The 24,035-nt window shown below is 69.3% G+C and carries 25 protein-coding genes and 1 pseudogene; 21 read left to right on the top strand and 5 right to left on the bottom strand.

From position 1 onward, the window contains the following. The 3 genes and pseudogenes from RJ03_RS13230 to RJ03_RS13220 form a co-directional block, all read left to right on the top strand. A pseudogene (locus tag RJ03_RS13230) lies at positions 1-253 on the top strand (glycosyl transferase family 39); the annotation flags it as partial. An 18-nt stretch (positions 254-271) separates the two neighbouring features. After that, positions 272-640 carry an arsenate reductase family protein gene (locus RJ03_RS13225; protein ID WP_036501735.1) on the top strand — a complete coding sequence of 123 codons (369 nt, stop codon included), beginning with the start codon at positions 272-274 and terminating at the stop codon, positions 638-640. 118 nt (positions 641-758) lie between these two features. Beyond that, positions 759-1,133, top strand: coding sequence for a nuclear transport factor 2 family protein (locus tag RJ03_RS13220; RefSeq protein ID WP_036501732.1), 375 nt, complete (start codon positions 759-761; stop codon positions 1,131-1,133). A 12-nt stretch (positions 1,134-1,145) separates the two neighbouring features. Here RJ03_RS13220 and RJ03_RS38370 read toward each other — a convergent pair whose 3' ends face one another. Both RJ03_RS38370 and RJ03_RS13210 read right to left on the bottom strand, forming a co-directional pair. Further along, the gene (locus RJ03_RS38370; RefSeq protein ID WP_245552273.1) at positions 1,146-2,036 is read right to left on the bottom strand and encodes a DUF4873 domain-containing protein; all 891 of its coding nucleotides are present in this window, start codon (positions 2,034-2,036) and stop codon (positions 1,146-1,148) included. Then, a complete protein-coding gene (locus RJ03_RS13210; protein ID WP_036501729.1) occupies positions 2,033-2,932 on the bottom strand; it encodes an AurF N-oxygenase family protein in 900 nt (299 codons plus the stop codon). The genes RJ03_RS38370 and RJ03_RS13210 overlap by 4 nt, the downstream gene beginning before the upstream one ends. Positions 2,933-3,031: 99 nt before the next feature. Here RJ03_RS13210 and RJ03_RS13205 point away from each other — a divergent pair, with 99 nt between their 5' ends. The 13 genes from RJ03_RS13205 (at position 3,032) to RJ03_RS35965 (ending at position 17,166) form a co-directional block, all read left to right on the top strand. Then, a complete protein-coding gene (locus RJ03_RS13205; protein WP_051024646.1) occupies positions 3,032-3,787 on the top strand; it encodes a TetR/AcrR family transcriptional regulator in 756 nt (251 codons plus the stop codon). An 82-nt stretch (positions 3,788-3,869) separates the two neighbouring features. After that, positions 3,870-5,369, top strand: a complete 1,500-nt coding sequence (gene dop / locus RJ03_RS13200) for a depupylase/deamidase Dop (protein ID WP_030518124.1) — start codon at positions 3,870-3,872, stop codon at positions 5,367-5,369. A gap of 181 nt (positions 5,370-5,550) precedes the next feature. Then, entirely contained in the window at positions 5,551-5,745 is a 195-nt protein-coding gene (locus RJ03_RS13195; RefSeq protein WP_030518123.1) for a ubiquitin-like protein Pup, read from the top strand. Positions 5,746-5,771: 26 nt separating this feature from the next. Continuing rightward, positions 5,772-6,590: a proteasome subunit beta gene (gene prcB / locus RJ03_RS13190; protein WP_051024645.1), complete on the top strand. Its 819-nt coding sequence runs from the start codon at positions 5,772-5,774 to the stop codon at positions 6,588-6,590. Next, positions 6,587-7,366, top strand: coding sequence for a proteasome subunit alpha (gene prcA / locus RJ03_RS13185; protein WP_036501725.1), 780 nt, complete (start codon positions 6,587-6,589; stop codon positions 7,364-7,366). The genes prcB and prcA overlap by 4 nt, the downstream gene beginning before the upstream one ends. 213 nt (positions 7,367-7,579) lie before the next feature. After that, positions 7,580-8,938, top strand: a complete 1,359-nt coding sequence (gene pafA, locus RJ03_RS13180; RefSeq protein ID WP_181320965.1) for a Pup--protein ligase — start codon at positions 7,580-7,582, stop codon at positions 8,936-8,938. 121 nt (positions 8,939-9,059) lie between these two features. Beyond that, positions 9,060-10,055, top strand: coding sequence for a helix-turn-helix transcriptional regulator (locus RJ03_RS13175; RefSeq protein ID WP_086007245.1), 996 nt, complete (start codon positions 9,060-9,062; stop codon positions 10,053-10,055). A 40-nt stretch (positions 10,056-10,095) separates the two neighbouring features. Further along, on the top strand, positions 10,096-11,100 hold the full coding sequence (locus RJ03_RS13170; protein ID WP_036501721.1) for a helix-turn-helix transcriptional regulator: 1,005 nt from the start codon (positions 10,096-10,098) through the stop codon (positions 11,098-11,100). Next, on the top strand, positions 11,097-12,140 hold the full coding sequence (locus RJ03_RS13165) for a 2-dehydropantoate 2-reductase (protein WP_036501719.1): 1,044 nt from the start codon (positions 11,097-11,099) through the stop codon (positions 12,138-12,140). The genes RJ03_RS13170 and RJ03_RS13165 overlap by 4 nt, the downstream gene beginning before the upstream one ends. Before the next feature lie 99 nt (positions 12,141-12,239). After that, positions 12,240-12,530 (top strand): Sec-independent protein translocase subunit TatA, encoded by a 291-nt coding sequence (gene tatA / locus RJ03_RS13160; protein WP_036501717.1) that lies wholly within the window; start codon positions 12,240-12,242, stop codon positions 12,528-12,530. Positions 12,531-12,641: 111 nt separating this feature from the next. Then, the gene (tatC, locus tag RJ03_RS13155) at positions 12,642-13,631 is read left to right on the top strand and encodes a twin-arginine translocase subunit TatC (protein WP_036501779.1); all 990 of its coding nucleotides are present in this window, start codon (positions 12,642-12,644) and stop codon (positions 13,629-13,631) included. Continuing rightward, the gene (locus tag RJ03_RS13150) at positions 13,628-16,324 is read left to right on the top strand and encodes a DEAD/DEAH box helicase (RefSeq protein WP_036501777.1); all 2,697 of its coding nucleotides are present in this window, start codon (positions 13,628-13,630) and stop codon (positions 16,322-16,324) included. Before tatC ends, RJ03_RS13150 begins: the two co-directional genes overlap by 4 nt. A gap of 104 nt (positions 16,325-16,428) precedes the next feature. Then, the gene (locus RJ03_RS35965; protein WP_051024644.1) at positions 16,429-17,166 is read left to right on the top strand and encodes a DUF4333 domain-containing protein; all 738 of its coding nucleotides are present in this window, start codon (positions 16,429-16,431) and stop codon (positions 17,164-17,166) included. A gap of 249 nt (positions 17,167-17,415) precedes the next feature. On the opposite strand, the gene RJ03_RS13140 is transcribed toward RJ03_RS35965, so the two are convergent. Then, positions 17,416-18,381, bottom strand: a complete 966-nt coding sequence (locus RJ03_RS13140) for a 5'-3' exonuclease (RefSeq protein WP_036501772.1) — start codon at positions 18,379-18,381, stop codon at positions 17,416-17,418. A 103-nt stretch (positions 18,382-18,484) separates the two neighbouring features. On the opposite strand from RJ03_RS13140, the gene RJ03_RS13135 reads away from it, so the two are divergent. After that, positions 18,485-19,612, top strand: a complete 1,128-nt coding sequence (locus RJ03_RS13135) for a M24 family metallopeptidase (RefSeq protein ID WP_036501715.1) — start codon at positions 18,485-18,487, stop codon at positions 19,610-19,612. A 191-nt stretch (positions 19,613-19,803) separates the two neighbouring features. Here RJ03_RS13135 and RJ03_RS13130 read toward each other — a convergent pair whose 3' ends face one another. Continuing rightward, on the bottom strand, positions 19,804-20,214 hold the full coding sequence (locus RJ03_RS13130) for a TIGR03618 family F420-dependent PPOX class oxidoreductase (protein WP_036501711.1): 411 nt from the start codon (positions 20,212-20,214) through the stop codon (positions 19,804-19,806). Positions 20,215-20,257: 43 nt separating this feature from the next. On the opposite strand from RJ03_RS13130, the gene dprE2 reads away from it, so the two are divergent. Genes dprE2 through RJ03_RS13115 form a run of 4 tightly spaced genes read left to right on the top strand, consistent with a single transcriptional unit; the run spans position 20,258 to position 22,819 of the window. Continuing rightward, on the top strand, positions 20,258-21,013 hold the full coding sequence (gene dprE2 / locus RJ03_RS13125) for a decaprenylphospho-beta-D-erythro-pentofuranosid-2-ulose 2-reductase (RefSeq protein WP_174372297.1): 756 nt from the start codon (positions 20,258-20,260) through the stop codon (positions 21,011-21,013). Then, positions 20,974-21,186, top strand: coding sequence for a hypothetical protein (locus RJ03_RS37115; RefSeq protein ID WP_157122119.1), 213 nt, complete (start codon positions 20,974-20,976; stop codon positions 21,184-21,186). The genes dprE2 and RJ03_RS37115 overlap by 40 nt, the downstream gene beginning before the upstream one ends. A gap of 40 nt (positions 21,187-21,226) precedes the next feature. Then, the gene (locus RJ03_RS13120; RefSeq protein WP_036501768.1) at positions 21,227-22,468 is read left to right on the top strand and encodes a bifunctional cobalt-precorrin-7 (C(5))-methyltransferase/cobalt-precorrin-6B (C(15))-methyltransferase; all 1,242 of its coding nucleotides are present in this window, start codon (positions 21,227-21,229) and stop codon (positions 22,466-22,468) included. 57 nt (positions 22,469-22,525) lie between these two features. Further along, positions 22,526-22,819 (top strand): hypothetical protein, encoded by a 294-nt coding sequence (locus RJ03_RS13115; RefSeq protein ID WP_051024643.1) that lies wholly within the window; start codon positions 22,526-22,528, stop codon positions 22,817-22,819. Positions 22,820-22,824: 5 nt separating this feature from the next. Here the strand turns inward: RJ03_RS13115 and RJ03_RS13110 are convergent, their stop codons facing one another. Continuing rightward, complete coding sequence (locus RJ03_RS13110) at positions 22,825-23,991, bottom strand: PucR family transcriptional regulator (RefSeq protein ID WP_036501708.1); 1,167 nt, start codon at positions 23,989-23,991, stop codon at positions 22,825-22,827. Positions 23,992-24,035: the final 44 nt, after the last annotated feature.

Here is a 24,035-nt window from a genome sequence, read left to right as displayed (position 1 = left end):
GGACCTGCCGGCCATATACAGCCCCAGTCGTGGCTTCGGGTACTTCGGCGCCCCGCCCGACAGCGCCGAGACCGCCCTGATCGTCGGCGGTGACGAGGCGGACCTGCACGCCCGGTGCACCTTCCTCACCCCGGTCGGCAGGGTCGACACCCGCCTCGGCTTCGTCGGCAACACCCGCGATGTCACCATCTACGACTGCACCGGCCCGAAGCGGCCGTGGTCGCGGATGTGGCCGGAATGGATGCACCTGTAGCGCGCTAGTGTTTTCGCCATGACATCCGGACAGACCCAGATCTGGCACAACCCCCGCTGCTCCAAGAGCCGCGCGGCCAAAACCGCGCTGGACGAGGCCGGGGTGGACTACATCGAGCGGCAGTATCTCGACGACCCGCCGACCGCCGATGATCTTCGGGAGGTGCTGGCCCAGCTCGGGCTGGAGCCCTGGGACATCACCCGTACCGGTGAACCGGAGGCGAAGGAGCTCGGCATGTCGGGCTGGTCGCGTACGGAGGCCGATCGCGAGCAGTGGATCGAGACACTGGCGAGCAATCCGAAGCTGATCCAGCGTCCGATCGTGGTCACCCCCGACGGCCGGGCTGTCGTCGCGCGCGACGAGCAATCGCTGAAGTCGGTGCTGTAGACCCCCACCCGGTGCGCGGCCGGAGTACGAGTCCGGCTGCGCGGCAACCACTTCGGTGCGCCGCGGCATTACCCGACGGGTAATCGACCCGCCGCCCGCTCTGCGACATGCTCGTCCTATGAGCGAAAACGAAACCACCAGCACCTACGACGCCATCGCCCAGCGCTACATCGACGCCTGGAACGAAGCCGACGCCGCGGCGCGGCGCAAACTTCTCGACGAGCTGTACCGGCCCGACGCCACCTACACCGATCCGCTCGCGGCCGTCGCCGGAGTTGCCGCGATCGACGAGATGATCGCCGGCGTCCGGGAACAGTTCGCCGGTATGCGATTCGGCCTCGGGCCGGTCGACGGACACCACGACCAGCTGCGGTTCACCTGGACGCTGGGGACTCCCGGCGCCGAGCCGCTGATCGTCGGCTTCGACGTGGTCGTTCTCGACGGTGATCGCATCGCCCGCGCGCACGGATTCCTGGACAAGATTCCGGGCTGACCGTCCGGCGTCTCAGTGAATGCCGTTGTCCGCCAGGGGAAACGGCGGCCGCCCGATTCCGGCGATCCGCAGATTTCCCCACGGGTCGCGCTCCTGCAGCCGGCCCGCGGCGGGCTCGCCACCCGCTATCCGCAGCGACACCACACCGCGCCCGGGGTCGGGCAGCAGGTCCGCCTCCGCCGCGGTGAGACGGCCGTACCAGTGGTAGTGACCGTCGATCGGGTCGGGATGCCCGTTCAGTGCGGCTGTCACCGCGAGTTCGGCGCCCGGTGCGTCGAGTACCGCGGGACCGGCGTACTCGCAGGCGGGCGCCCGATCGGCGGCGACGGTCGTGTCGAAGTGCCGGTGATCCGGTCGCGGCAGCCGCCGGCCGGGGTGGGGGTTCGCAGCCCAGCGACGTGCCGATTCGTGCTGCACGGCACGTCGCAGCTGGATCCGGGTACCGCCGGTTCGGCACATCGTCGCGATGCAGCGCGCGGCGTATTCGTCGCGGGCTTGCACCGGATAGTGCGGCCAGTGCGCGTCGGCGGGGGAGTGCGTCCAGAACAGGTTCGGCATCTCGTGCATCGCCGTGCCGAGATGGGCCACCCGGCCGTCGCTCAGCAGTGCGTGCAGATCGGCGCCGACTCCGGTGATGCGGTGAGTGTCGAGGTCGGCATCGGCCAGGATCACCACCGACGCCGTGGTCGTGCCGTCGTCCGAGCGCAGCCGCCAGCGGTCGTGCGCGCCGTCGAATTCCATGGTGTGTACCGCGGGCGATGGGTGATCGGCCGCGAGCGCGGTCGAGCCCAGGACGGTGATGTCGCGAATTCCGTTGCGCCGCAGCGTCGCTGCGACGATCGGTGCCGACGGCCGGGCCGCGACGACGGCCACGCCGCCCGCGCGGTGCCGGTCCGGCCTCATGCGAGCAACCCCCGCCGCCGCCAGAGTCGCTTGCCGATCGGGCCGAGCAGCCCGTTCTCGTCCAGGAACGCGCCCAGGTCGGCGCCGCCGGCCGCGAGCATGCGGTGCGCGTGCGGATTGGCCAGCGCGGCGCGCACGGCCACGCGCCCGTTCAATCCGGCGCGAATGTACATGTGCCGGTTGGTGATCAGCCGCACGAACAGTGGAGCGGCGACCGCGACACACATCCGCACATAGGCGCGTTCCGCGCGCGACATCGCCGGAACACGGCGGGCGAGGGCGTCACGGGCGAAACCGATGTGGCGCGCCTCCTCGGTGACGTGGACGCGGAACGTGCGCGCCACCACCGGCTGCAGCTGCGGATCATCGATCGTGCGGCGTTGCAGCGCGTCGAAGATCTCCTCACCGACCAGCGCTCCCACCCACACCATCGGGCCGTGCAGAAGCAGTTGCAACGACGAGATCGCCAGCCGGGCAGGGGCTTTGGGCCAGTAGGGCCGGGCGTCGATGCGGTCGATCAGCTTGCCGAACATGGTCATGTGCCGACATTCGTCGCCCATTTCGGTCAGCGTGTAGTGCGAGCGGTGCGAGGTGGGATCGCCGTTCATCAACTCCCGCAACAACAACCGGTTCAGGATGTTCTCGAACCAGATTCCGACCGACAGGATGTTCGCGAGTTCCTGCCGCGACAGCTCGCGCCGCTGCTCGGGTGATATCGCGTCCCAGAGGTCGGTGCCGTAGAGGGAGACCACCTCCGGCGGCAGGAAGAACTTGTCCGGATCCAGCGGGGCGTCCCAGTCCAGATCGACCACCGGGTCGTAGGACTTGCGGACCGAACCGAGCAGCAGACGCTGCGCGAAGGTATCCCGCGGGAGCAGGGTGGCGTCGTTGCCCATTGCTGCGCTCCAAACGAATCGAATTACCGAGACAGGATGTAACACCAAGGTTAGTGAGACGGGGTGTATCGGTCAATACCGCATGAGTATCGTTGACATGTGAGTGAAACCGGTGGACAACGGCCCCCGCGGCGTGCGGAACGGTCCGCGGCGGCCGGTGTGGACGGTCGCAGTACCCGCTGGAACGGGCACAAACAGCGGCGGCGTGCCGAGGTGATCGAGGCCGCGGTCGCGGTGATCGAGGAGAACGGCGCCGAGGTGTCGGTCCAGCAGATCGCCGACCGGCTGGGCCTGCCGCGTCCGGTGGTGTACCGCCATTTCGACGGGCGGACCGATCTGGACGAGCAGATTCGCGGCCGCATTTTGGAATCGCTGCTGACTCAACTACTTCCGACGCTACGGGCGGACGGAACCGTCAAGGACGCGGTGCGCGGGGCGGTCGGCACCTACGTCGGCTGGGTGGACTCGCATCCGCAGCTGCACCGATTCCTGGCGGCGAGTGCCCCGCAAGGGGATTCGTCGCTCGCGCTGGCCGGGGCACGCGACCGCATCGGCGCCCGGCTCGCGGATCTGTTCGCCACCGCCGCCGCGCGCGTCGGCATCGACCCCGTGCGGGCCCGGCCGATGGCCTTCGGGATCGTCGGCTTCGTCGACGGGGTGGTCAACAGCTGGCGCGCCGACTCCGCCTCGGCGCTGGGGTCGGAGCAGATCGAGGCGATCGTGACCGAATCGGTGCTCGGGCTGCTGGAGAGCAATGCACGCAGTCTGGGGGTTCCGCTGGACCGCGACGCCACCGTCGCCGACCTGGTGGCCCGGTCCGAGGCGGCTGCCCCGGACCCGCTGGCGGTCAACTGAATTCGCGACACCGCGCGGCGCGGTGACGGGCCACCGCACCCGGGCGGCCCCGGGGATCGCGCGCGTCGCCTAGGCTCGACCCATGCAGCGCATCATCGGAATCGAGGTCGAGTACGGCATCTCGACACCGACGGAACCCTCGGCGAACCCGATTCTCACGTCCACCCAGGCGGTGCTGGCCTACGCGGCGGCCGAGGGCGTACCCCGGGCCAAGCGCACCCGCTGGGACTACGAGGTGGAGTCGCCGCTGCGCGATGCCCGCGGCTTCGACCTGGGCCGGCTCAACGGGCCGGCGCCGGTGATCGACGCCGACGAGGTCGGCGCGGCGAACATGATCCTCACCAACGGCGCTCGCCTCTACGTCGACCACGCCCACCCCGAATATTCGGCGCCCGAGGTCGTGGACCCCCTGGACGCGGTGATCTGGGACAAGGCCGGTGAGCGGGTCATGGAGGCCGCCGCCCGCTATGCCTCGAGCGTGCCGGGTGCGCCGCGCATGCAGCTCTACAAGAACAACGTCGACGGCAAGGGCGCCTCCTACGGCACCCACGAGAACTATCTGATGAACCGCGATACGCCGTTCAACCAGATCATCGTCGGCCTGACGCCGTTCTTCGTCTCCCGTCAGGTGGTCACCGGGTCGGGGCGGGTCGGCATCGGGCAGTCCGGCGACCACGCCGGATTCCAGCTGTCGCAGCGCTCGGACTACATCGAGGTCGAGGTGGGCCTCGAGACCACCCTCAAGCGCGGCATCATCAACACCCGCGACGAACCGCACGCCGACGCCGACAAGTACCGGCGGCTGCACGTGATCATCGGCGACGCCAACCTGGCCGAATGGTCGACCTACCTCAAGGTCGGCACCACCGCGCTGGTGCTGGATCTGATCGAGGCCGGCGAGGACCTGTCGGATCTGCAGCTGGCGCGTCCGGTCACCGCCGTGCACACCATCAGCCACGATCCCAGCCTGCGCGCCACCGTGGCGCTGGTCGACGGCCGCGAACTGACCGGCCTTGCGCTGCAACGGATCTACCTCGACCGGGTGGAGAAGTTCCACGACCGCGAGGGCACCGACGACGCCCGCGTCACCGATGTGCTGGAGAAGTGGGCGCATGTGCTCGACCTGCTCGAACGCGACCCCATGGACTGCGCGCATCTGCTCGACTGGCCGGCCAAACTGCGCCTGCTCGAGGGGATGCGCAGCCGCGAGGGCCTGGGCTGGGCGGCGCCGAAACTGCATCTGATGGATCTGCAGTACTCCGACGTGCGGCTGGACAAGGGCCTCTACAACCGCCTGGTGGCCCGCGGTTCGATGGAGCGGCTGGTCTCCGAACAGCAGGTCACCGACGCGATGACCAACCCGCCGACCGACACCCGCGCCTACTTCCGGGGCGAGTGCCTGCGCCGCTTCGGCGCCGATATCGCGGCGGCGAGCTGGGATTCGGTGATCTTCGACCTGGGCGGCGACTCGCTGGTCCGCATTCCCACCCTGGAGCCGCGCCGCGGGACGAAATCCCACGTCGGCAAGTTGCTCGAGGGTGCGGGCACGGCCGCCGAACTGGTCAAGCAGCTCACCTCCTGACCGGGCGGCCGGGCGCCGGCGGCGTGCTCGTGCCCGGGTGGCACGGCGTGCTGTGACGTTGCGGCGGGGGCACATTGCGATGTAATCCGGCATGTTGTCACCGTCGCTGGGTAGTGTTGAGGGACGAGCATCGGAGGTTTCCGGTGCTCGCCGATGATCAGTACAGAGGAGGTCGGCTGCTATGGCACAAGAGCAGACCAAGCGCGCCGGTGGTGGCGACGAGGACGACGACGCGGCCGGTGTCGAGGCCGCGGGACAGGAGCGCCGCGAAAAGCTGGCCGAGGAGACCGACGACCTGCTCGACGAGATCGATGACGTGCTCGAGGAGAACGCGGAGGACTTCGTGCGTGCCTACGTCCAGAAAGGCGGCCAGTGACATCAGGTGACCCCTTGCGGCTCCACATGGGGTACGCCCTCTCGTCATTCTCCGAATATCTGCGGGAAAACGCGCCGGAACTGTTGCCGGGCAACGGTTTCGGGCGCGCTGCCGGCGGTAACGGCTCGGCCGGGGACCTGGCGCCGCACGGCACCACGATCGTCGCGGTGACCTACCGCGGCGGTGTGCTGATCGCCGGCGACCGCCGGGCCACCCAGGGCAACCTGCTGGCCAGCCGCGATATGGAGAAGGTGTACATCACCGACACCTTCTCCGCGGCCGGTATCGCCGGCACCGCGGGCGTGGCGGTCGAGATGATCCGCCTGTTCGCGGTGGAGCTGGAGTACTACGAGAAGATCGAGGGCGTGCCGCTGACCTTCGACGGTAAGGCCAACAAGCTGTCGAAGATGGTCCGCGACAATCTGCCCGCGGCCCTGCAGGGCCTGGCGGTGGTGCCGATCCTGGTCGGATACGACCTCGAGGCCACCGATCCGGAGCGGGCCGGTCGCATCGTGTCCTACGACGTGGTCGGCGGCCGCAGCGAAGAGCGCTTCGGCTACACCGCCACCGGTTCGGGCTCGATGTTCGCCAAGTCGTCGTTGAAGAAGACCTACAGCCGCGATTTGGACGAGGACCGCGCCCTGCGCATCGCCGTCGAATCGCTGCTCGACGCCTCCGACGACGACACCGCCACCGGCGGCCCGGACCTACAGCGCGGTATCTTCCCGACGGCGATCGTCATCAATGCCGAAGGGGCGCTGGAGGTTTCGGACGAGCGGCTCGAGCAGATCGCGCGCTCGATCGTCGGCGAGCGGGTGGCCGAAGAAGGGAGTGCGCGTCCATGACACTGCCGTACTACGCGTCGGCCGAACAGATCATGCGCGACAAGACCGAACTTGCGCGCAAAGGTATCGCCCGGGGACGCAGTGTCGTGGTGCTGGTGTACGACAAGGGTGTGCTGTTCGTCGCCGAGAACCCCTCGGCGACGCTGCACAAGGTGAGCGAGCTCTACGACCGCATCGGATTCGCCGCGGTCGGCAAGTACAACGAGTTCGAAAGTCTGCGTCGTGGTGGGATCCTGCAGGCCGACCTGCGCGGATACCAGTACGACCGGCGGGATGTGACCGGGCGGGCGCTGGCGAACATGTACGCCTCCACACTCGGCACGATCTTCACCGACCAGCTCAAGCCCTACGAGGTCGAGATCTGTATCGGTGAGGTCGGCTATCCGGAGCAGGCGTCGAATTCGGTCCTGTACCGGATCAACTTCGACGGCTCCATCGTCGACGAGCGCGACTTCGTGGTGATGGGCGGCAACACCGACCCGATCAGCACCGCGCTCAAGGACACCTTCCAGCCGGGCCTGGAATTGCGGGCCGCGATCCGCACCGCCGTGGACGCCCTGCAGAAGGGGTCGCCGGACAACAGCGACAAGGACAAGCGCGGCATCGCGGTGTCCTCGCTGGAGGTGGCGACGCTGGAGCAGGCCCGCCCGCGCCGGGCTTTCCGCCGCATTCCGCACGCCTCGCTGGAGACGCTGCTCTCCGCCGACGGCGCGGCGAGTGCGGAGGAGAACGCCGAGCCGGAGACTCCCTCCGCCGGAGATCCCTCCAACCCGTAACCGCTGGTAGCGGGCTCGAATCAGCCGCCCGGCCCCATCCTGTGATCGTGAGGATGGGGCCGGGCGGCTGTCGTCTGCGGGGAGCGCCCGCACCGCGAACTCGGTGCTGCCGACGGCGTCGCGGCCGGTAGAGCCCATATTGTTGTGAACCCGTATGCAACCGCTTGCTCGCACAGCCACTTTCGCCGTTCGCTTTGCCGTAATGTCGATGGTGTGCAGCGACGAATTATGGGGATCGAGACCGAGTTCGGGGTGACGTGCACGTTCCACGGTCACCGTCGGTTGAGTCCTGACGAGGTGGCCCGGTATCTGTTCCGCCGGGTGGTGTCCTGGGGCCGTAGTTCGAACGTATTTCTCCGCAACGGAGCGCGGCTCTATCTCGATGTCGGTTCCCATCCGGAGTATGCGACGGCCGAATGTGACTCGCTGGTTCAGCTGGTCACCCACGATCGCGCGGGTGAGCGGGTGCTCGAGGAGTTGCTGATCGATGCCGAGCAGCGCTTGGCCGAGGAGGGGATCGGCGGTGACATCTATCTGTTCAAGAACAACACCGATTCGGCGGGCAACTCCTACGGCTGCCACGAGAACTTCCTCGTGGTGCGGGCCGGCGAGTTCTCCCGGATCTCGGATGTGCTGTTGCCGTTCCTGGTGACCAGGCAGCTGATCTGCGGTGCCGGAAAGATCCTGCAGACGCCGAAGGCGGCCACGTTCTGCCTGTCGCAGCGGGCCGAGCACATCTGGGAAGGGGTGTCGTCGGCGACCACGCGGTCGCGGCCGATCATCAACACGCGCGACGAGCCGCATGCCGACGCGGAGAAGTACCGCCGCCTGCATGTGATCGTCGGCGACTCGAATATGGCCGAACCCACCACCATGCTGAAGGTGGGCACCGCGGCGCTGGTGCTGGAGATGATCGAGGCCGGGGTGTCGTTCCGCGATTTCGCGCTCGACAACCCGATCCGCGCGATTCGCGAGGTCAGCCATGACCTGACCGGCCGGCGACCGGTGCGGCTGGCGGGCGGGCGGCAGGCCAGCGCGCTCGACATCCAGCGCGAGTACTACGCCCGCGCGGTCGAGCATCTGCGCAACCGCGAGCGCGATCCGCAGGTGGATGCCGTGGTGGATCTGTGGGGTCGCACGCTCGACGCGGTCGAGGCGCAGGACTTCGCGAAGGTCGACACCGAGATCGACTGGGTGATCAAACGCAAGCTGTTCCAGCGCTACCAGGACCGGTACTCGATGGAGTTGTCGGATCCGAAGATCGCCCAGCTGGATCTGGCCTATCACGACATCAAGCGTGGTCGCGGAGTGTTCGATCTGCTGCAGCGCAAGGGTCTGGTCAAGCGGATCACCGAGGACGAGGCGGTCGACGCCGCGGTGACCACGCCGCCGCAGACGACGCGGGCCAAACTGCGCGGTGATTTCATCACCGCCGCGCAGGAGGCGGGCCGCGATTTCACCGTCGACTGGGTGCACCTGAAGCTGAACGATCAGGCGCAGCGCACGGTCTTGTGCAAGGACCCGTTCCGGTCCGTGGACGAGCGCGTGGATCGGTTGATCGCCTCGATGTGAGGGGCCGACGGCCCCGCGGCGGTTCGCGGGGCCGGTCGATCCGGCTGCCGGCAGCGATATCCCGGCGCGGATCGGAGCGGTGGTGCACCGTCGTTCCGGGAGTCCGATTACTCTGTGTCGGGTGGCGATTTCCAAGGTCGAGCGGCTGATGAATCTGGTGATCGCGCTGCTGTCGACCCGGCAGTTCCTGACCGCGGAGCGCATTCGCGACAGCGTTGCCGGCTACGAGGAGTCGGCCAGCGACGAGGCGTTCAGCCGGATGTTCGAGCGCGACAAGAACGAACTACGGGATCTGGGGATCCCGCTCGAGGTCGGCCCGGTGGGCCGGTTCTCCGGGCAGGAGGGCTATCGCATCAATCGCGATGCCTATGAACTGCCCGATATCGATCTGACCAGCGCGGAAGCCGCGGCGGTCGCGGTGGCGGTGCAGTTGTGGGAGTCACCGGAGCTGGCCAGCGCCGCGGAGAGCGCGGTGCTCAAGTTGCGGGCCGCCGGGGTGCACGTCGACGCGGACGCGGCCTCGGCGTCGGTACCCGCGGTTCCGGCACGTACCCGGGGCTCGGAGGCCGCGCTGGGCAAACTGCTGGCGGCCATCGACGCGGGGCGGGCGGTGCGATTCGAACATCGCGTCACCCACAACGCGCCCTACAGCACGCGCGATGTGGAGCCCTGGGGTGTGGTGACCCGGCACGGACGGTGGTACCTGGTGGGCCACGACCGCGACCGGGACGCCGTGCGGACCTTCCGGCTGTCGCGGATCGGGGCCGAGGTCGAGGTGTACGGCCCCGAGAACGTGGTGCACAAACCGGCGGATGTGGATCTGCGTCAGATCGTGGCGCGGGTGACCGGTGCGGCGCCGGTGACCGGGTCGGCGACGGTGTGGGTGGCGCAGGAGCGCGGGCAGGAGATCCGCCGGTTGGGCGTGGTGATCGCCGAGGAGACGGTCGCAGGTCGTCCGGGTTCGGTGGTGGAGGTGCCGGTGCGGTCGCGGGACTGGCTGGCCCGGCTGATCACCGGGCTCGGTCCGGATGCGCTGGTGCTGGCCCCGGAGGATCTGCGGGCCGATGTGATCGCGCGGCTGCGGTCGGTACTGGAACGGACGGAGGTGTCGGCATGAGACGCGCGAGCGTCGCAAGGGCCCGGGCGGGGGTGCGGCGATGAGCAGCAGATTGTCGACGCGGCTGTCCCGGTTGCTGAATATGGTTCCGTACTTCCTCGCGAATCCGGGGATCAGTGCGCCCGAGGCGGCCGCGGAACTGGGCGTCAGCACCAAACAGCTGATGAGCGATCTCAATCAGCTCTGGATGTGCGGGCTGCCCGGTTACGGTCCGGGCGATCTGATCGATCTGTCGTTCTCCGAGGAGAGCATCGAGGTCACCTTCTCCGCCGGTATCGACCGTCCGCTGCGGCTGACCTCGATCGAGGCGACGGCGTTGCTGGTGGCCCTGCGCTCGATAGCGGATCTGCCGGGCATGGTCGATCCGACCGCCGCCCGGTCGGCGACCGCCAAGATCGAATCCGCCATCTCCGGCGAGGCCGGGCCTCGCAGCGAACCCGACACCGCGGAGCCGGTCGAGGCGCCGGCGGTGACCACGGTGCGTTCCGCACTGGCCGACGGACGAGCGCTGCGGCTGGTGTACTACTCGGCGAGCCGGGATGTGGTGTCCGAGCGCGTCGTCGATCCGATCCGAATCGTGCTGGTGGACAACAACTCCTATCTCCAGGCGTGGTGCCGGCAGGCGGAGGGGGTGCGGCTGTTCCGGTTCGACCGGATCGAGGAGGCCACCGAACTCGAGGAGCCGGCGAACCCGCCCAGCCACGCCACCGAGGAGTCCGCGGGGCTGGACCTGTTCTCCGACGATCCCGCGGTTGCCTTGGCGCGCTTGCGTATTCGTGGCGACTACGGGTGGGTGCTGGATCAGTATCCGATGCATCCGGTGGTGGTCCACCCGGACGGCAGCGTCGAGGCGACGATGCGGTTCGCCACGCTGGGCTGGATCGCGCGACTGCTGCTCGGCTTCGGTTCCGGTGTCACCGTGCTGGGCCCGCCGGAGCTGGTGAGCGCGGTGCGGGAACGGTCGGCCGCGGCGCTGGCCGCCTATGACGAGGTCGGCGACCTCGGTTACGACCGGAACATGGTCGAGGAGGTCGGGCCCGCGTGACATTCCGGGTGACGGTGCTGGGCGCCGGAAGTATCGGTCTGTTCGTCGGTGGCAAACTGGCCGCCGCCGGTGCCGAGGTCAGTTTCGTCGGACGACTGCGGCTGCTGGACGAGATCGGCGCGCACGGGCTGCGGCTGACGGATCTGGACGGCGGCGACGATCGCGTCGCGGCGAGCGGTTTCCGCACCGAGACCGAACCGGACAGCGCCGCCACCGCCGATCTGGTGCTGGTCACCGTGAAGTCGGCGCAGACCGCCCAGGCCGCGGCGCAACTGCGCAATCGGTTGCGCGCGGACACCGTGGTGGTCAGCCTGCAGAACGGTGTCGGCAACGATGCGGCGATCCGGGAGGTGCTGCCCGCGGCGGTGGTCTCGGCCGGCATGGTGATGTTCAACGTCGTCCACAGCGGTCCCGGTCATTTCCATCGCGGCACCGACGGCACCGTGGCGGTGGCCGACGATCCGGCGCTGTCGCGATTCGCGCCGCTGTTCGAACGGGCCGGGCTGCCCCTGGACCGACATCAGGATCTGCGCCCGGTGCAGTGGGCCAAACTGCTGCTCAACCTCAACAACGCGATCAACGCGCTGTCGGGCCGGCCGCTGCGCGAGGAACTGGCCACCCGCGACTACCGGCGCTGCCTGGCGCTGGCGCAGGACGAGGCGCTCGCGGCGATGCGGCGCGCCCGGATCCGCCCCGCGCGGCTGACCGTGCTGCCGCCGCGCGTGATGGCCCGCCTGCTGACGGTTCCCGATGCCGTCTTCGAGCGGGTGGCCGGACGGGTGCTCGCGGTGGACCCGAAGGCGCGCTCGTCGATGGCCGACGATCTGGCCCTGGGCCGGCGCACCGAAATCGATTGGCTCTGTGGGGAAATCGTCGAGCTGGGCCGGATGGTGGCGGTGCCCACCCCGGTGAACGCACGGCTGGTCGACCTGATCCGGGCCGCGGAGAACGGCGACGAACGCCGCTGGACCGGCCCCGACCTGCTCGCGGAGCTGAGCGGAGCGGTCGCCCGCGAGGCGACGCGGCCGGTGTCGAGCTGACCTACGACACCGTTTCGCCGATTCGCGGGTGACGACGCGCGTCGTCGCCGGATCGGGGTCCGGTAGCATCGGACATACCACAGTCTTGGGAGGTTTTCGATGGGTTCATTGAGCCCGACGCACTGGCTCATCATTGCGTTGGTGATCCTGCTGCTGTTCGGCGCCAAGCGGCTGCCCGACGCCGCCCGGGGTCTCGGACGTTCCTTGCGCATCTTCAAGAGCGAGATGAGCGAGATGCAGTCCGAGGGCTCGGCGAACGCGGGTTCTGCGAGCACGGGGTCGGCGAACGCGGCCGGCACCGCACAGCAGTCGGCGCCCGCGGCCGAGCTGCCGCCTGCTCAGCCGGTGAATCCGGCGCCGCAGGCCGACAAGGATCGTCACACGGCCTGATCCGGCCCGTCTCGAGGCCGTCACCCCGGTAACGCCCGCGGGGTGGCGGTGCGATGGCGGTTGGGCGTTTCATCCGGATCCGGCCAGGTGATCAGCGAGGCAGTCACATCCATGCGCATTCCGTTCGACCCCCGCCGTAGCCGGCGCAGGACGAATCCCGACGGCACCATGTCGTTGGTCGAACATCTGCACGAGTTGCGTTCGCGACTGCTGAAGTCGTTGCTGGCGGTGGCGCTGACCACGGTGCTCGGATTCCTCTGGTACTCGCATTCGTTCCTGGGCATCGAGAGCCTGGGCGATCTGCTGCGCGGGCCGTACTGTTCGCTGCCGCCGGAACATCGGGCGCAACTGACCACCGACGGCGCCTGCCGATTGCTGGCCACCGCCCCGTTCGAACAGTTCATGCTGCGGTTCAAGGTCGCCTTCACCGCGGGTGTGGTGATGGCGTGCCCGATCTGGCTGTATCAGCTGTGGGCGTTCGTGACGCCCGGCCTGTACGCCAAGGAGCGCAAATACGCGGTCAGCTTCGTCGCCTCCGGTGTGGTGCTGTTCGTCACCGGTGCGGTGCTGGCGTACTGGGTGGTGGCGCATGCGCTGAGCTTCCTGATGGGGATCGGCAGCAATGTGCAGATCACCGCGCTCAGCGGTAGTCAGTACTTCGGGTTCATCATCAAGCTGCTGATCATCTTCGGGCTGAGCTTCGAGACACCGCTGCTGATCATCGGGCTGAACATGGTCGGCGTGCTGACCTACGAGCGGCTCAAGAAGTGGCGTCGCGGCATGATCTTCGGGCTGTTCGTCTTCGCCGCGATCGTCACCCCGCAGGATCCGTTCTCGATGCTGGCGCTGGCCGCCGCGCTCACCGTGTTGTTCGAGGTGGCCGTGCAGATCGCCCGGCTCAACGACCGGCGCCGCGCCCGCCGGGGCGACAACTGGGGTGCGCTGTCCGACGACGAGGCCTCCCCGCTGGGCGGACCGGACGATCTGGACGGGGTGAGCCCGGTGGAGCCCGCCCAGCCGGTGACGGCGAGCGGACCGGTCTCGGCCGATCCCGCGCCGAAAACTCCGCGCCCGGTGTCGGACTACTCCGATACCCTCTGAGCGTGGGACAACCGTCGCTGACTGGCGAACTCGCGGCATTCGCCGCCGACCTGAAATTCTCCCTGGACCCGTTCCAACAGCAGGCCTGCGCGGCGCTGGAGAACGGGCACAGTGTGCTGGTGTGCGCGCCGACCGGCGCCGGTAAGACCGTCGTCGGGGAATTCGCCGTGCATCTGGCCCGCGCGGCCGGGGGGAAGTGCTTCTACACCACCCCGATCAAGGCGCTGTCGAATCAGAAGTACTCCGATCTGGTGGACCGCTACGGCCGCGACGCGGTCGGACTGCTGACCGGCGACCAGTCGATAAATCCGGACGCCCGGGTCGTGGTCATGACCACCGAAGTGCTGCGCAACATGCTCTACGCGGGCTCGGACGCGCTGCACGGGCTGTCGTTCGTCGTCATGGACGAGGTGCACTATCTGGCCGACCGGTTCCGCGGTGCGGTGTGGGAAGAGGTCATCCTGCATCTGCCGCCGGAGGTGCGCCTGGTGAGCCTGTCGGCGACGGTCAGCAACGCCGAGGAGTTCGGTGCGTGGATGGAGACCGTGCGCGGCGACACCGCGGTCATCGTCGACGAGACGCGGCCGGTGCCGCTGTGGCAGCACGTCATGGTGGGGCGGCGGCTGTTCGATCTGTTCGACACCAAGTCCAGCGACCAGAAGATCCTCGTCGACGAGGATCTGGTTCGCTACATCAAACATCGCGAGGCCGCCGATCGGATGAACGGCTGGTCCGGGCCACGCCACCGCGGTGGCCCGCGCCGCGACTTCCGTCCGCTGCCGCGCCCGGAGATGCTCGCCCGCCTCGACGAGGAAGGGCTGCTGCCGGCGATCACCTTCATCTTCAGCCGGGCCGGCTGCGACGGCGCCCTCGCCCAGTGCCTGCGTTCGCGCCTGGATCTGAGCCGTCCCGACGACGCGGCAGAGATCGAGGCGGTGATCGAGCGCCACACCGGTGATCTGCCGCGCGCCGATCTCGATGTGCTCGGCTACTGGGAATGGCGTGAGGCGCTCTTCCGCGGCCTGGCCGCCCATCACGCCGGCATGCTGCCCGCCTTCCGGCACACCGTGGAGGAGTTGTTCGTCCGCGGGCTGGTGCGGGCCGTATTCGCCACGGAGACACTGGCTCTCGGCATCAATATGCCGGCGCGCACGGTGGTGCTGGAACGGCTGGTGAAGTTCAACGGCGAAACCCATGCCGAGCTGACCCCGGGCGAGTACACGCAGTTGACCGGGCGCGCCGGGCGCCGCGGTATCGACATCGAGGGCCACGCGGTGGTGATGTGGCATCCCGACGTCGACACCAGCGCCGTCGCGGGCCTGGCCTCGACCCGCACCTATCCGTTGCGCAGCTCGTTCCGGCCCGGCTACAACATGTCGATCAATCTGATCGATCGGATGGGCGCCGTGCAGTCGCGGGAGCTGCTGGAGCGCTCGTTCGCGCAGTTCCAGGCCGATCGGTCGGTGGTGGGCCTGGTCCGCGGTATCGAGCGCAACGAGGCGCAGGTGCGGAAACTGCGCTCGCAGATCGGTGACGACGGATTCCTCGAATATCTGTCGCTGCGCGAGCGGATCAAACAGCGCGAACGCGAACTGGAACGGCAGGGGCGGGCCGACCGGCGCGGGGCTTCGGTCGAGTCGCTGACCTCGCTGCGCCGCGGTGACGTGGTGGCCATCCCGACCGGGCGTCGCCAGGGCCTCGCGGTGATCCTGGAACCGGACGCGAGTCCGGGCGATCCCCGGCCGCTGGTGCTGACCGCCGACACCTGGGCCGGTCGCGTCTCGGCCGCCGATTTCCCGACCCCCGCTCAGCCGCTGGGCCGCATGCGGCTGCCCCGCCACGTCGACCACCGCACCGCGCGGGCGCGCCGCGATCTGGCATCGGCGTTGCGCAGCACGGGAATCTCGGTCCCCGGACGAGGCCGGCGCGGTGGTCGTGCGCGCGCGGCCGATGATCGGGAACTGGCGACGCTGCGGCGTGCGCTGCGCGCCCATCCCGCCCACTCCCGGCCCGACCGGGAGCAGCTGGCCCGGGTGGGGGAGCGCTACAACCGGCTCGAGCGCGAGACCGAGTCGATGCGCCAGAAGGTCGCTGCGACAACGAATTCGCTGGCGCGCACCTTCGATCGGATCGTCGCGCTGCTGAGTGAGCGCGGCTATGTCGACGGCGGGGAGGTCACCGCCGACGGCCGGCGGCTCGCCCGGATCTACACCGAAGCGGATCTCGTTGTGGCCGAATGCCTTCGGCAGGGCCTGTGGCGCGGGCTCGGTCCCGCCGAACTCGCGGGCGTGGTGTCGGTGCTGGTCTTCGAATCGCGGCAGGAGGGCGGCTACCTCGGCCCGGCCGGGCCGACCGAACCGGTGCGGCGCGCGGTCGGCGCCACCATCGGCGTGTGGAGCCAGTTGCGCACCGACGAGGCACGGCACAAGCTGCCGCCGACCCGGGAACCGGATCTGGGCTTCGTCACCGGCATCTACAAATGGGCCCGCGGCGACGGATTGGCCGAATCGTTGCTGGCCAGTGGTGATCAGGGCAGTGCGTTGTCCGCGGGTGACTTCGTACGCTGGTGCCGGCAGGTGATCGATCTGCTCGACCAGATCCACCAGACCGCCGACGACACCGAAATCGCCGCCACCGCCGCGAAGTCGGTGCGTGCCATCCGGCGTGGCGTTGTGGCGGTGGACGCCGCGTAGCGTGTCCGGCTGTGATTGGATGACTACCGGTACCGACCGTGGTGAGGGCCTGATCACCTCACGCGGGGGGATGTGAGACGACGAGTGCGAGTGGAGGCAGGCACATGAGCGGCCCGTACGGACCGAACGAGACCCCTGGCCCAGGGGAGGGCCACAGCAGCGATCCGACCCAGCAGTGGTCGGGCCAGCCGCAGCCCGGCCAGTCCGGACCGGCGCCGCAGTGGGGTGGCCAGCAGCCGCAGCAGCCCCAGTGGGGACAGCCCGCACCGTCGCAGCAGCAGTGGCAGCCGCAACAGCCGCAACCCCAGCAGCCGCAGTGGGGTGGTCAGAGCCAGCCGTCCTGGCCGCAGCAACCGCCGGCGCAGGCGCAGCCGTGGGAGCCGACCCAGCAGCAGTGGGGTCAGCCGCCGCAGCCGTCGCAGCAGCAGTGGGCGCAGCAGCAGCCCACTCAGCAGGGTTGGGCGCCGCAGCCCGACCAGTCGCAGCAGCAGTGGGGGATGCAGGAACCGCAGCTGAGCACCACGCCTGCCAAGAAGTCGAAGAAGGGCCTGCTCTTCGGCGGTATCGGCGTGCTGGTCGTGGTGGTCGTCGCCGTGGTCCTCGCCTTCGTCTTCCTGGGCAGCGACAAACTGGACAACAAGGCCGTGCAGGACGGTGTGCAGAAGGTCCTCAAGGATTCCTACGGCATCGACGACGTCCAGAGCGTCAGCTGCCCCTCGGGTCAGAAGGTCGAGGTCGGTGGCACCTTCGACTGCACCCTGAAGGTCGGTGGCGAGCAGAAGAAGGTCACCGTCAAGATCACCAAGGACGACGGAACCTACGAGGTCGGCCGCCCGAACTGAGCCGGCCGACACGCAACGCCCGGCCCTACGTAGTCCCCGCGTGCGCCGGGTGGCTGCGAGGCCGGGAGCGGTGAGTGTGTGCTGCGGCCGTGCCCCGTCCTGTCGGCTCCGACTTGGTGGCTATGGGTATGGCCGACCGGATTCGCGACTGTCCGCAGCGCTCGCGTGCCCGGTGGCATTCGAGCGTTTCCGGCCACGCCGAGCACGGGGAGCCATGCCTGCCAGAGCTTTTCGACACGGCGGCGCGCGTCAGGTGTTCGCCGCGAGGGCGGCGGTCAGTCGCTTGACGGGGCTTTCGGCGTTGTAGGCGGTGGCCAGCGCGTGGAGTCGGTCCGGGTCGGCAGGTTCGGCCGGCAGCAGATCCGGGCCGGACAGTTCGACCTCGGCATCGCGGACGACCCGCACCACGGGGGCGGCCGCCTTCAGATAGTCTTCGGCCGCAGCCAGTTTCGCGCGCACACCGCGCGCCAGATCGGAGGCGGGGTCGGCGACGGCGGCCACGAGCGCTTCGAGTGAGCCGTACCGTGAGATCAGCGTGGCGGCGGACTTGTCTCCGATCCCGGCGACGCCGGGCAGGCCGTCGGACGCATCGCCACGCAACGTCGCCATATCGGCGTAGGCGGGGCCCGCATTCTCTTGCGGCACACCGTATTTGGCGGCCACCTCGGTGGGGCCCCAGAGTTCGGCCTTGGCCAGTCCGCGGCCTACATAGAAGACGTGGACCGGGGGAGCGTCGGCGCGCACCACCTGCAGCAGATCGCGATCACCGCTGACCACGATCACCTCGTTGTCGCGTTCGCGGGCGGCGAGGGTGCCGATCACATCGTCGGCCTCCAGCCCGGCCGCACCCGCGGTCGCGATCCCGGCCGCGGCGAGCACCTCGGCGATCATGTCGACCTGCGGGGTGAGTGTGTCGGGCACCTCCTCGGCGCCGGACTGGGCGTCGGCGGTGGTGTCGAGCCGGTGGGCCTTGTAGGAGGGCACCAGCTCGACGCGGAAAGCCGGACGCCAGTCGAGATCCAGGCACACCACCAGGCGGCCCGGATTGTGGCGGGTGATCAGCGCGGCGACCATATCGGTGAAGCCGCGCAGTGCGTTCACCGGGCGGCCGTCGGGCGCGGTGATCTTCTCCGGGATGGCGTAGAACGCCCGGAACCACAGGCTCGCGCCGTCGAGCAGCAACAGTGGCCGGTCACTCGCACTGGAGGTGAGCATGGCGCAGACGCTACCGGGCCGCACCGACAATCCGGCCACGACCCGGTCGCGAACGTCGTGATCGTCCGGACCGTGTCCGGAGTGACGGGTAACGTCGTATCGCATGAGCGCGCATACGGAGTCACGATTCGGTGCCGAGATCTACGGCAAGCGGCTGGAGCGGGCGGCGGAGCTGACCCGCGCGGCGCATCTGGACGCGCTGCTGATCACGCCCGGGCCGGATCTGCGATATCTGCTGGGGTCGGCCGCGCAATCCTTCGAGCGGCTCACCTGCCTGGTCGTCCCGGCCAGCGGCGAAACCCCGTCGGTGGTGGTGCCGAAACTGGAGTTGGCCGCGCTGGACGGCTCGGCCGCCGGTGAGCTCGGATTGCACATGGTGTCGTGGGTGGACGGTGTGGACCCGTACGGGGTCGTGAAATCGACGCTGAACGCGGGCGCTCGGGTCGCGGTCGACGATGCCATGCCCGCCCTGCATCTGCTCCCGATCGCGGACGCGCTGACGGCCCTGCCGGTATCGGCGACCCCGATCATCCGGGAGTTGCGGATGATCAAGGATGCCGCCGAGATCGACGCATTGCGCCGCGCGGGTGCCGCCATCGATCGGGTGCATGCCCGGATGGGTGAGTGGTTGCAGCCGGGCCGCACCGAGGCCGAGGTCGCCGCCGACATCACCGCCGCGATCGTGGCGGAGGGGCACGACCGGGCCGATTTCGTGATCGTCGGCAGTGGACCCAACGGCGCCAACCCGCACCACAGCCATTCCGACCGGGTCATCGAAGCCGGTGATGTGGTGGTCATCGATATCGGCGGTCCCGTCGAACCCGGATATTTCTCCGATTCCACCCGCACGTACGTGCTGGGCGAGCCCGATCCGGAGATCGCCGAACGCTACGCCGCCCTCGAACGCGCGCAGGCCGCCGCGGTGGCCGCCGTGCGCCCGGGTGTCACCGCCGAATCGGTCGACGCCGCGGCTCGAAACCTGTTGTCCGAGGAGGGTTTCGGCGAGGCGTTCATTCACCGCACCGGCCACGGCATCGGGCTGTCGGTGCACGAGGAGCCCTACATCGTGGCGGGCAACGAGACCGTGCTGCGGCCGGGGATGGCGTTCAGCATCGAGCCGGGCATCTACTTCGGCGGTGAATGGGGCGCCCGCATCGAGGACATCGTGGTCGTCACGGAGGATGGCGGCGAGTCGGTGAATCGACGTCCGCACGGCTTGACGGTGCTGTAAGGCCTCGCGCGCGCCCGACGTTTCGGTGAAGCGACAGGTGTCGGGTGAAGGTCCTTCCACCCGGGCATCGTGAAGTGTTCGAGGCAGCTATCGGAGGATGTCGCCCGGAACGGGAGCGAAGCGTCCGGTCGGCCGACAACGGTGGCCGTACGGTTCGGCCCCGGTCGCTCCGCTCGGCCGCGGCGTATCGCTCAGCCGCGCAGGGTACTGCTCGACAACACGCGCGCGACACGGACCGCGATCACCACCCGCTGCGGGTTCTCGCGCGGGGTGCGGTAGCGCTCGGCGTAGCGTGCCTCGGCCTCGGCGACCCGGTCGCGGTCGGTCCAGACCTCGGCCGGACCTTCCAGGGTGAGCCAGCGCGGGCCGTCGACCTGACTCAGCGCGGCGTATCCGCGCCGGTCCGCATTGCGGGCCTTGGTGGTGGGGCCGCCGGTGATCACCCGTGCGATACCGGCGTCGGGATCCCAGGTGAAGCCGACCGCGACGACGTGCGGTGTACCGTCCGCGCGCAGGGTGGTCAGCGTGGCCAGATGCCGTTCGGTCACGAATTCCAGCGCGCTGGGGGACAGGTCGATGCGCGCGGCCGCGGTACTCGTCATGGCTGCGACGCTAGCAACCGGCGCCGATGGCAGACTATGCGCCATGGGTGTGCGTGAGGTCGACGACGGGGTGATCGTGCTGTTCGGCGGGCGCAGCGAGATGGGACTCGAGGTCGTCCGCCGGATCTGCGCGGACCGCGAGATCGTGCTCGCCGCACGTCGCAGCGATCGGCTGGGGGAGGAGACCGCCATGCTGCGCGCGGCGGGCGCCCGCGCGGTCCATGCGGTGGAGTTCGACGCCGACGACCTGTCCGGTCATCAGCCGCTGCTGGAGAAACTGGCCGCCGACCACGGCCGGATCGGGGTCGCGATCCTGGCCTTCGGAATCCTGGGCGATCAGGCCCGCGCCGAACAGGATCCGGCCGCGGCGGTCGCGGTACTGCACACCGACTTCGTCGCACAGGTGAGCCTGTTGACCGTGCTGGCGAATCTGCTGCGCGCCCAGGGCAGCGGCCAGTTGGTGGTGTTCAGTTCGATCGCGGGGGCGCGGGTGCGGCGTGCCAACTACGTTTACGGCTCGAGCAAGGCGGGACTGGACGGATTCGCCTCCGGGCTGTCGGATGCCTTGCACGGCAGCGGAGTCCATGTGCTGCTGGTGCGTCCCGGTTTCGTCATCGGCCGGATGACCGAGGGGATGAGCCCGGCGCCGTTGTCGAGTACGCCCGATCAGGTGGCGGCAGCCGCGGTCGCCGCCCTACGCCGGCGCGCCACCAGCGTGTGGGTCCCGCGATCGTTGGGACCCGCCGCTGCCGTGGCCCGATGGGTACCACGGGCCGTCTGGCGCCGGATGCCGCGGTGATGCGCGTGCCCACACCGCGTGCGCGCCAGAGCCGCTGCGCCGGAAGCCCGGCAGTGCCGCTGTCCGCCCGCACGGCTGGGACGCTGCCCAGCGGCGCGGGTGGAGCGCTGCTGGGGGCGCGGCTGAAGCGTCGTCCATCAGCGCGGCAGCGTCGTGACGGCGGCGGCTGGTGACGGTATGACAGGCGAAAAACCCGCCCTCGCAACCGGCGACATGCGGGACACGCCGGAGAACGATCGCGTGATAGCGGTCGTGGGCATCGGTGCCGACGGCTGGCCGGGGTTGAGCCCGCGCGTGCGGGCCGAGATCACCTCGGCCGAGGTACTTTTCGGATCGCGCCGCCAGCTGGATCTGGTTCCCGTCGACGCGAGCGCCGCGGATCGCCGGGCCTGGCCGACCCCGTTGCTGCCCGCGCTGCCGGAATTGCTTGCCGCGAATCGGGATTCGCGTATCTGCGTTCTGGCCAGCGGCGATCCGATGTTCTACGGCATCGGCGTCACGCTGGCGAAACTGCTCGGGCCGCAGGCTATCCGGGTCTACCCGCAGCCGTCGTCGGCCACGCTGGCCTGTGCCCGACTGGGCTGGGCCAGTGCGCACACCCCGGTGGTGAGCGTCGTCGGCCGCCCCCTCGAAACGGTTCTGCCCGAACTCGCCGACGGCCGGCGGCTCCTGGTGCTCAGTGCCGACGAGCACTCTCCGGCGCGGGTCGCGGAACTGTTGCGGCGCAACGGGTTCGGCGAATCACGGCTGACCGTGCTGGAACAGCTCGGTGGTCCCGGCGAACGGATCGTCGCCGCGACGGCGACGCAGTGGTCACGGTCTCCGGGCGATCCACTGAACATCGTCGCCGTCGAGGCGGTCCGTGAGCCGGGCGCGCCCCGGCTCACCCGGATGCCGGGTCTGCCCGACGCCTCCTACGGCGGCGACGGACAGCTGACCAAGGCGGAGGTCCGCACCCTGTCGGTCGCGGCCCTCGCCCCGGCGCCCGGCGAACTGCTGTGGGATGTCGGCGGCGGATCGGGCACCATCGCGATCGAGTGGTGCCGCACCCATTCCGACTGTCGCGCAATCACCTTCGAGCGCAGTGCGGCCCGCCGTGAACAGATCGCCGCCAACGCCGCGGCACTCGGGGTGCCCGCGATCGTCGTGCGCGGCGAGGCGCCCGCCGATCTGCCCGCGCCCGGCGATCCGGCGCCCGACGCGGTCTTTCTCGGCGGCGGCCTCACCCAGGCCGGTCTGTTCGCGACATGCTGGGATCGGCTGCGGCCGGGCGGACGACTCGTCGCCAACGCCGTCACCGCCGAATCGGAGGCGCTGCTGCTGCGCTGGGCCGCGGAACATGGCGGCGAACTGCGGAAATTCCAGATCTACCGGGGCGAGCCGCTCGGCGGATTCACCGCCTGGCGCCCGCATCTGCCGGTGGCGCAGTGGATTGCGGCGAAGCCGGCCGAGTAGTCCGCCTCCGCCTTTCTTGCCACAGCGCAGCGAAGGATCATCGGTACGCTCGTGGGCATGGGCGGGGACTTGCTTCTCGTGATCGCCACGGTCGGCCCGCCGGCACTGTTCGGATGGGCGGCTGTTCGGGCGAAGCATCGCGGCCTCGGAGGGCCGTTCGTCTTGCCGTTTCAGGAAATGTTCGATCCCGGCGCGGCACGAGCGCAAATCGTCGTCGAGGAGAGCGCGGAACTGCCGGATCCTTCGGCCTCCGGCGATCCGGACGACGACGATGCGCCGAACACTTTGGTGTACAACGGTTCTGGGCGTCCGAGCTTCGGTTCGTCCTCCATCGACTGCCGGGGACGCTGATCGGATCACGGCTGTGGCCACAGTCCGGCGAGGCGGGCGACGCGCAGTCCGGCATGCAGGTCCAGGCGGGTGGCGCCGTCGGAGATATCGCATCCGGTCACCTCGCGGATACGGTCGAGGCGGTGGTACAGCGTGCTGCGGTGAATGTTCAGCCGGCGCGCGGTGCCCTGGATTTCGCCGCCGCTGTCGAGATATCCCTCCAGCGTCGCGGCGAGCTCCGAAGCCTGGGCGGCCGCCAGCAGGCGTTGCACTCCCGGTGGAAACTGGCTCGCCGTCATCCGGTCGAGCGGAAGTTGCAGCAGCAGCCGATCGATTCCGAGATCCTCCCAGAACACCTTGCGGCCGTAGCGCTTCGGGTCGGCATCGGCGGCGCGGCATGCGATCTGCGCCTCGTGGTAGGAGGTCACGGCGTCGGCGAGCTCGTCCTGCACGCTGCCCACTCCCGCCCGCACCCGTTCCAGTCCGGGGCGGTCGAGCACCCGGTCGAGCCGGTCGCGGTTGACCCGGCGCGGGAACAGGACGACGCCGTCGTCACCGAGTACCGCGCCGACGACTTTGACGGTGGTGGCGCGGCCGATGAAGTCCAGCGTCGCATCGACGGCCAGACGGGTGACCGACTGCGGAAGATGCGCCGGCGCACGGTGCACGAGGACCGTGTAGTGCTCGACGTCCTCGATCAGTCCCTCGCGAACCAGCGTCGCGGCGGCGTGGCGGCGTTCCCGCTGCGAACCGTGCAGCAGATCGGACAGCAGATACTTCGAATGCTCCACGCCGTGGCGCAGATCCGACATGTGCAGGGCGAGCAGCATGGCGATGTCGGGCAGGGCCGGTTCGAGCACGTCCATATCGGCGGCGATCGTCTGTGGTCCCGGCCGGTCGTCGAGGTAGAACAGATAGCCGAGCAGTCGTTTGTCGTGGCGCAGCGCCAGCACGACCGCCTCGCCGGAATCGCCGGCGGGGATTCGCACCGGGCGCGCGGCCGCGCGCAGGTCGTGGGTGCGAATCACGTCCTCGGTCACCGGATTCCAGCCGGCTAGCAACTGAGCCAATCGCGCGCGTCGAACGTCGTTGTCGTGAATGCTGTACGCCGCGATCCGCAGATCCAGATCCAGCACCACCAACGGAGTGTTCAGCCGGTCGGCCGCATCCTGGACCGTGTCGTCAAGGCTCACCGGAGCTTCTCCTCTCGTCCGACAAATCGTCGGGTCCGCGCCTG

The organism is Nocardia aobensis NBRC 100429 (assembly GCF_000308375.1).
GTDB classification, from domain to species: Bacteria; Actinomycetota; Actinomycetes; order Mycobacteriales; family Mycobacteriaceae; genus Nocardia; species Nocardia aobensis.
The sequence above is the reverse complement of the archived record's forward strand: the minus strand, read 5'-3'. Positions and strand labels throughout refer to the sequence as shown.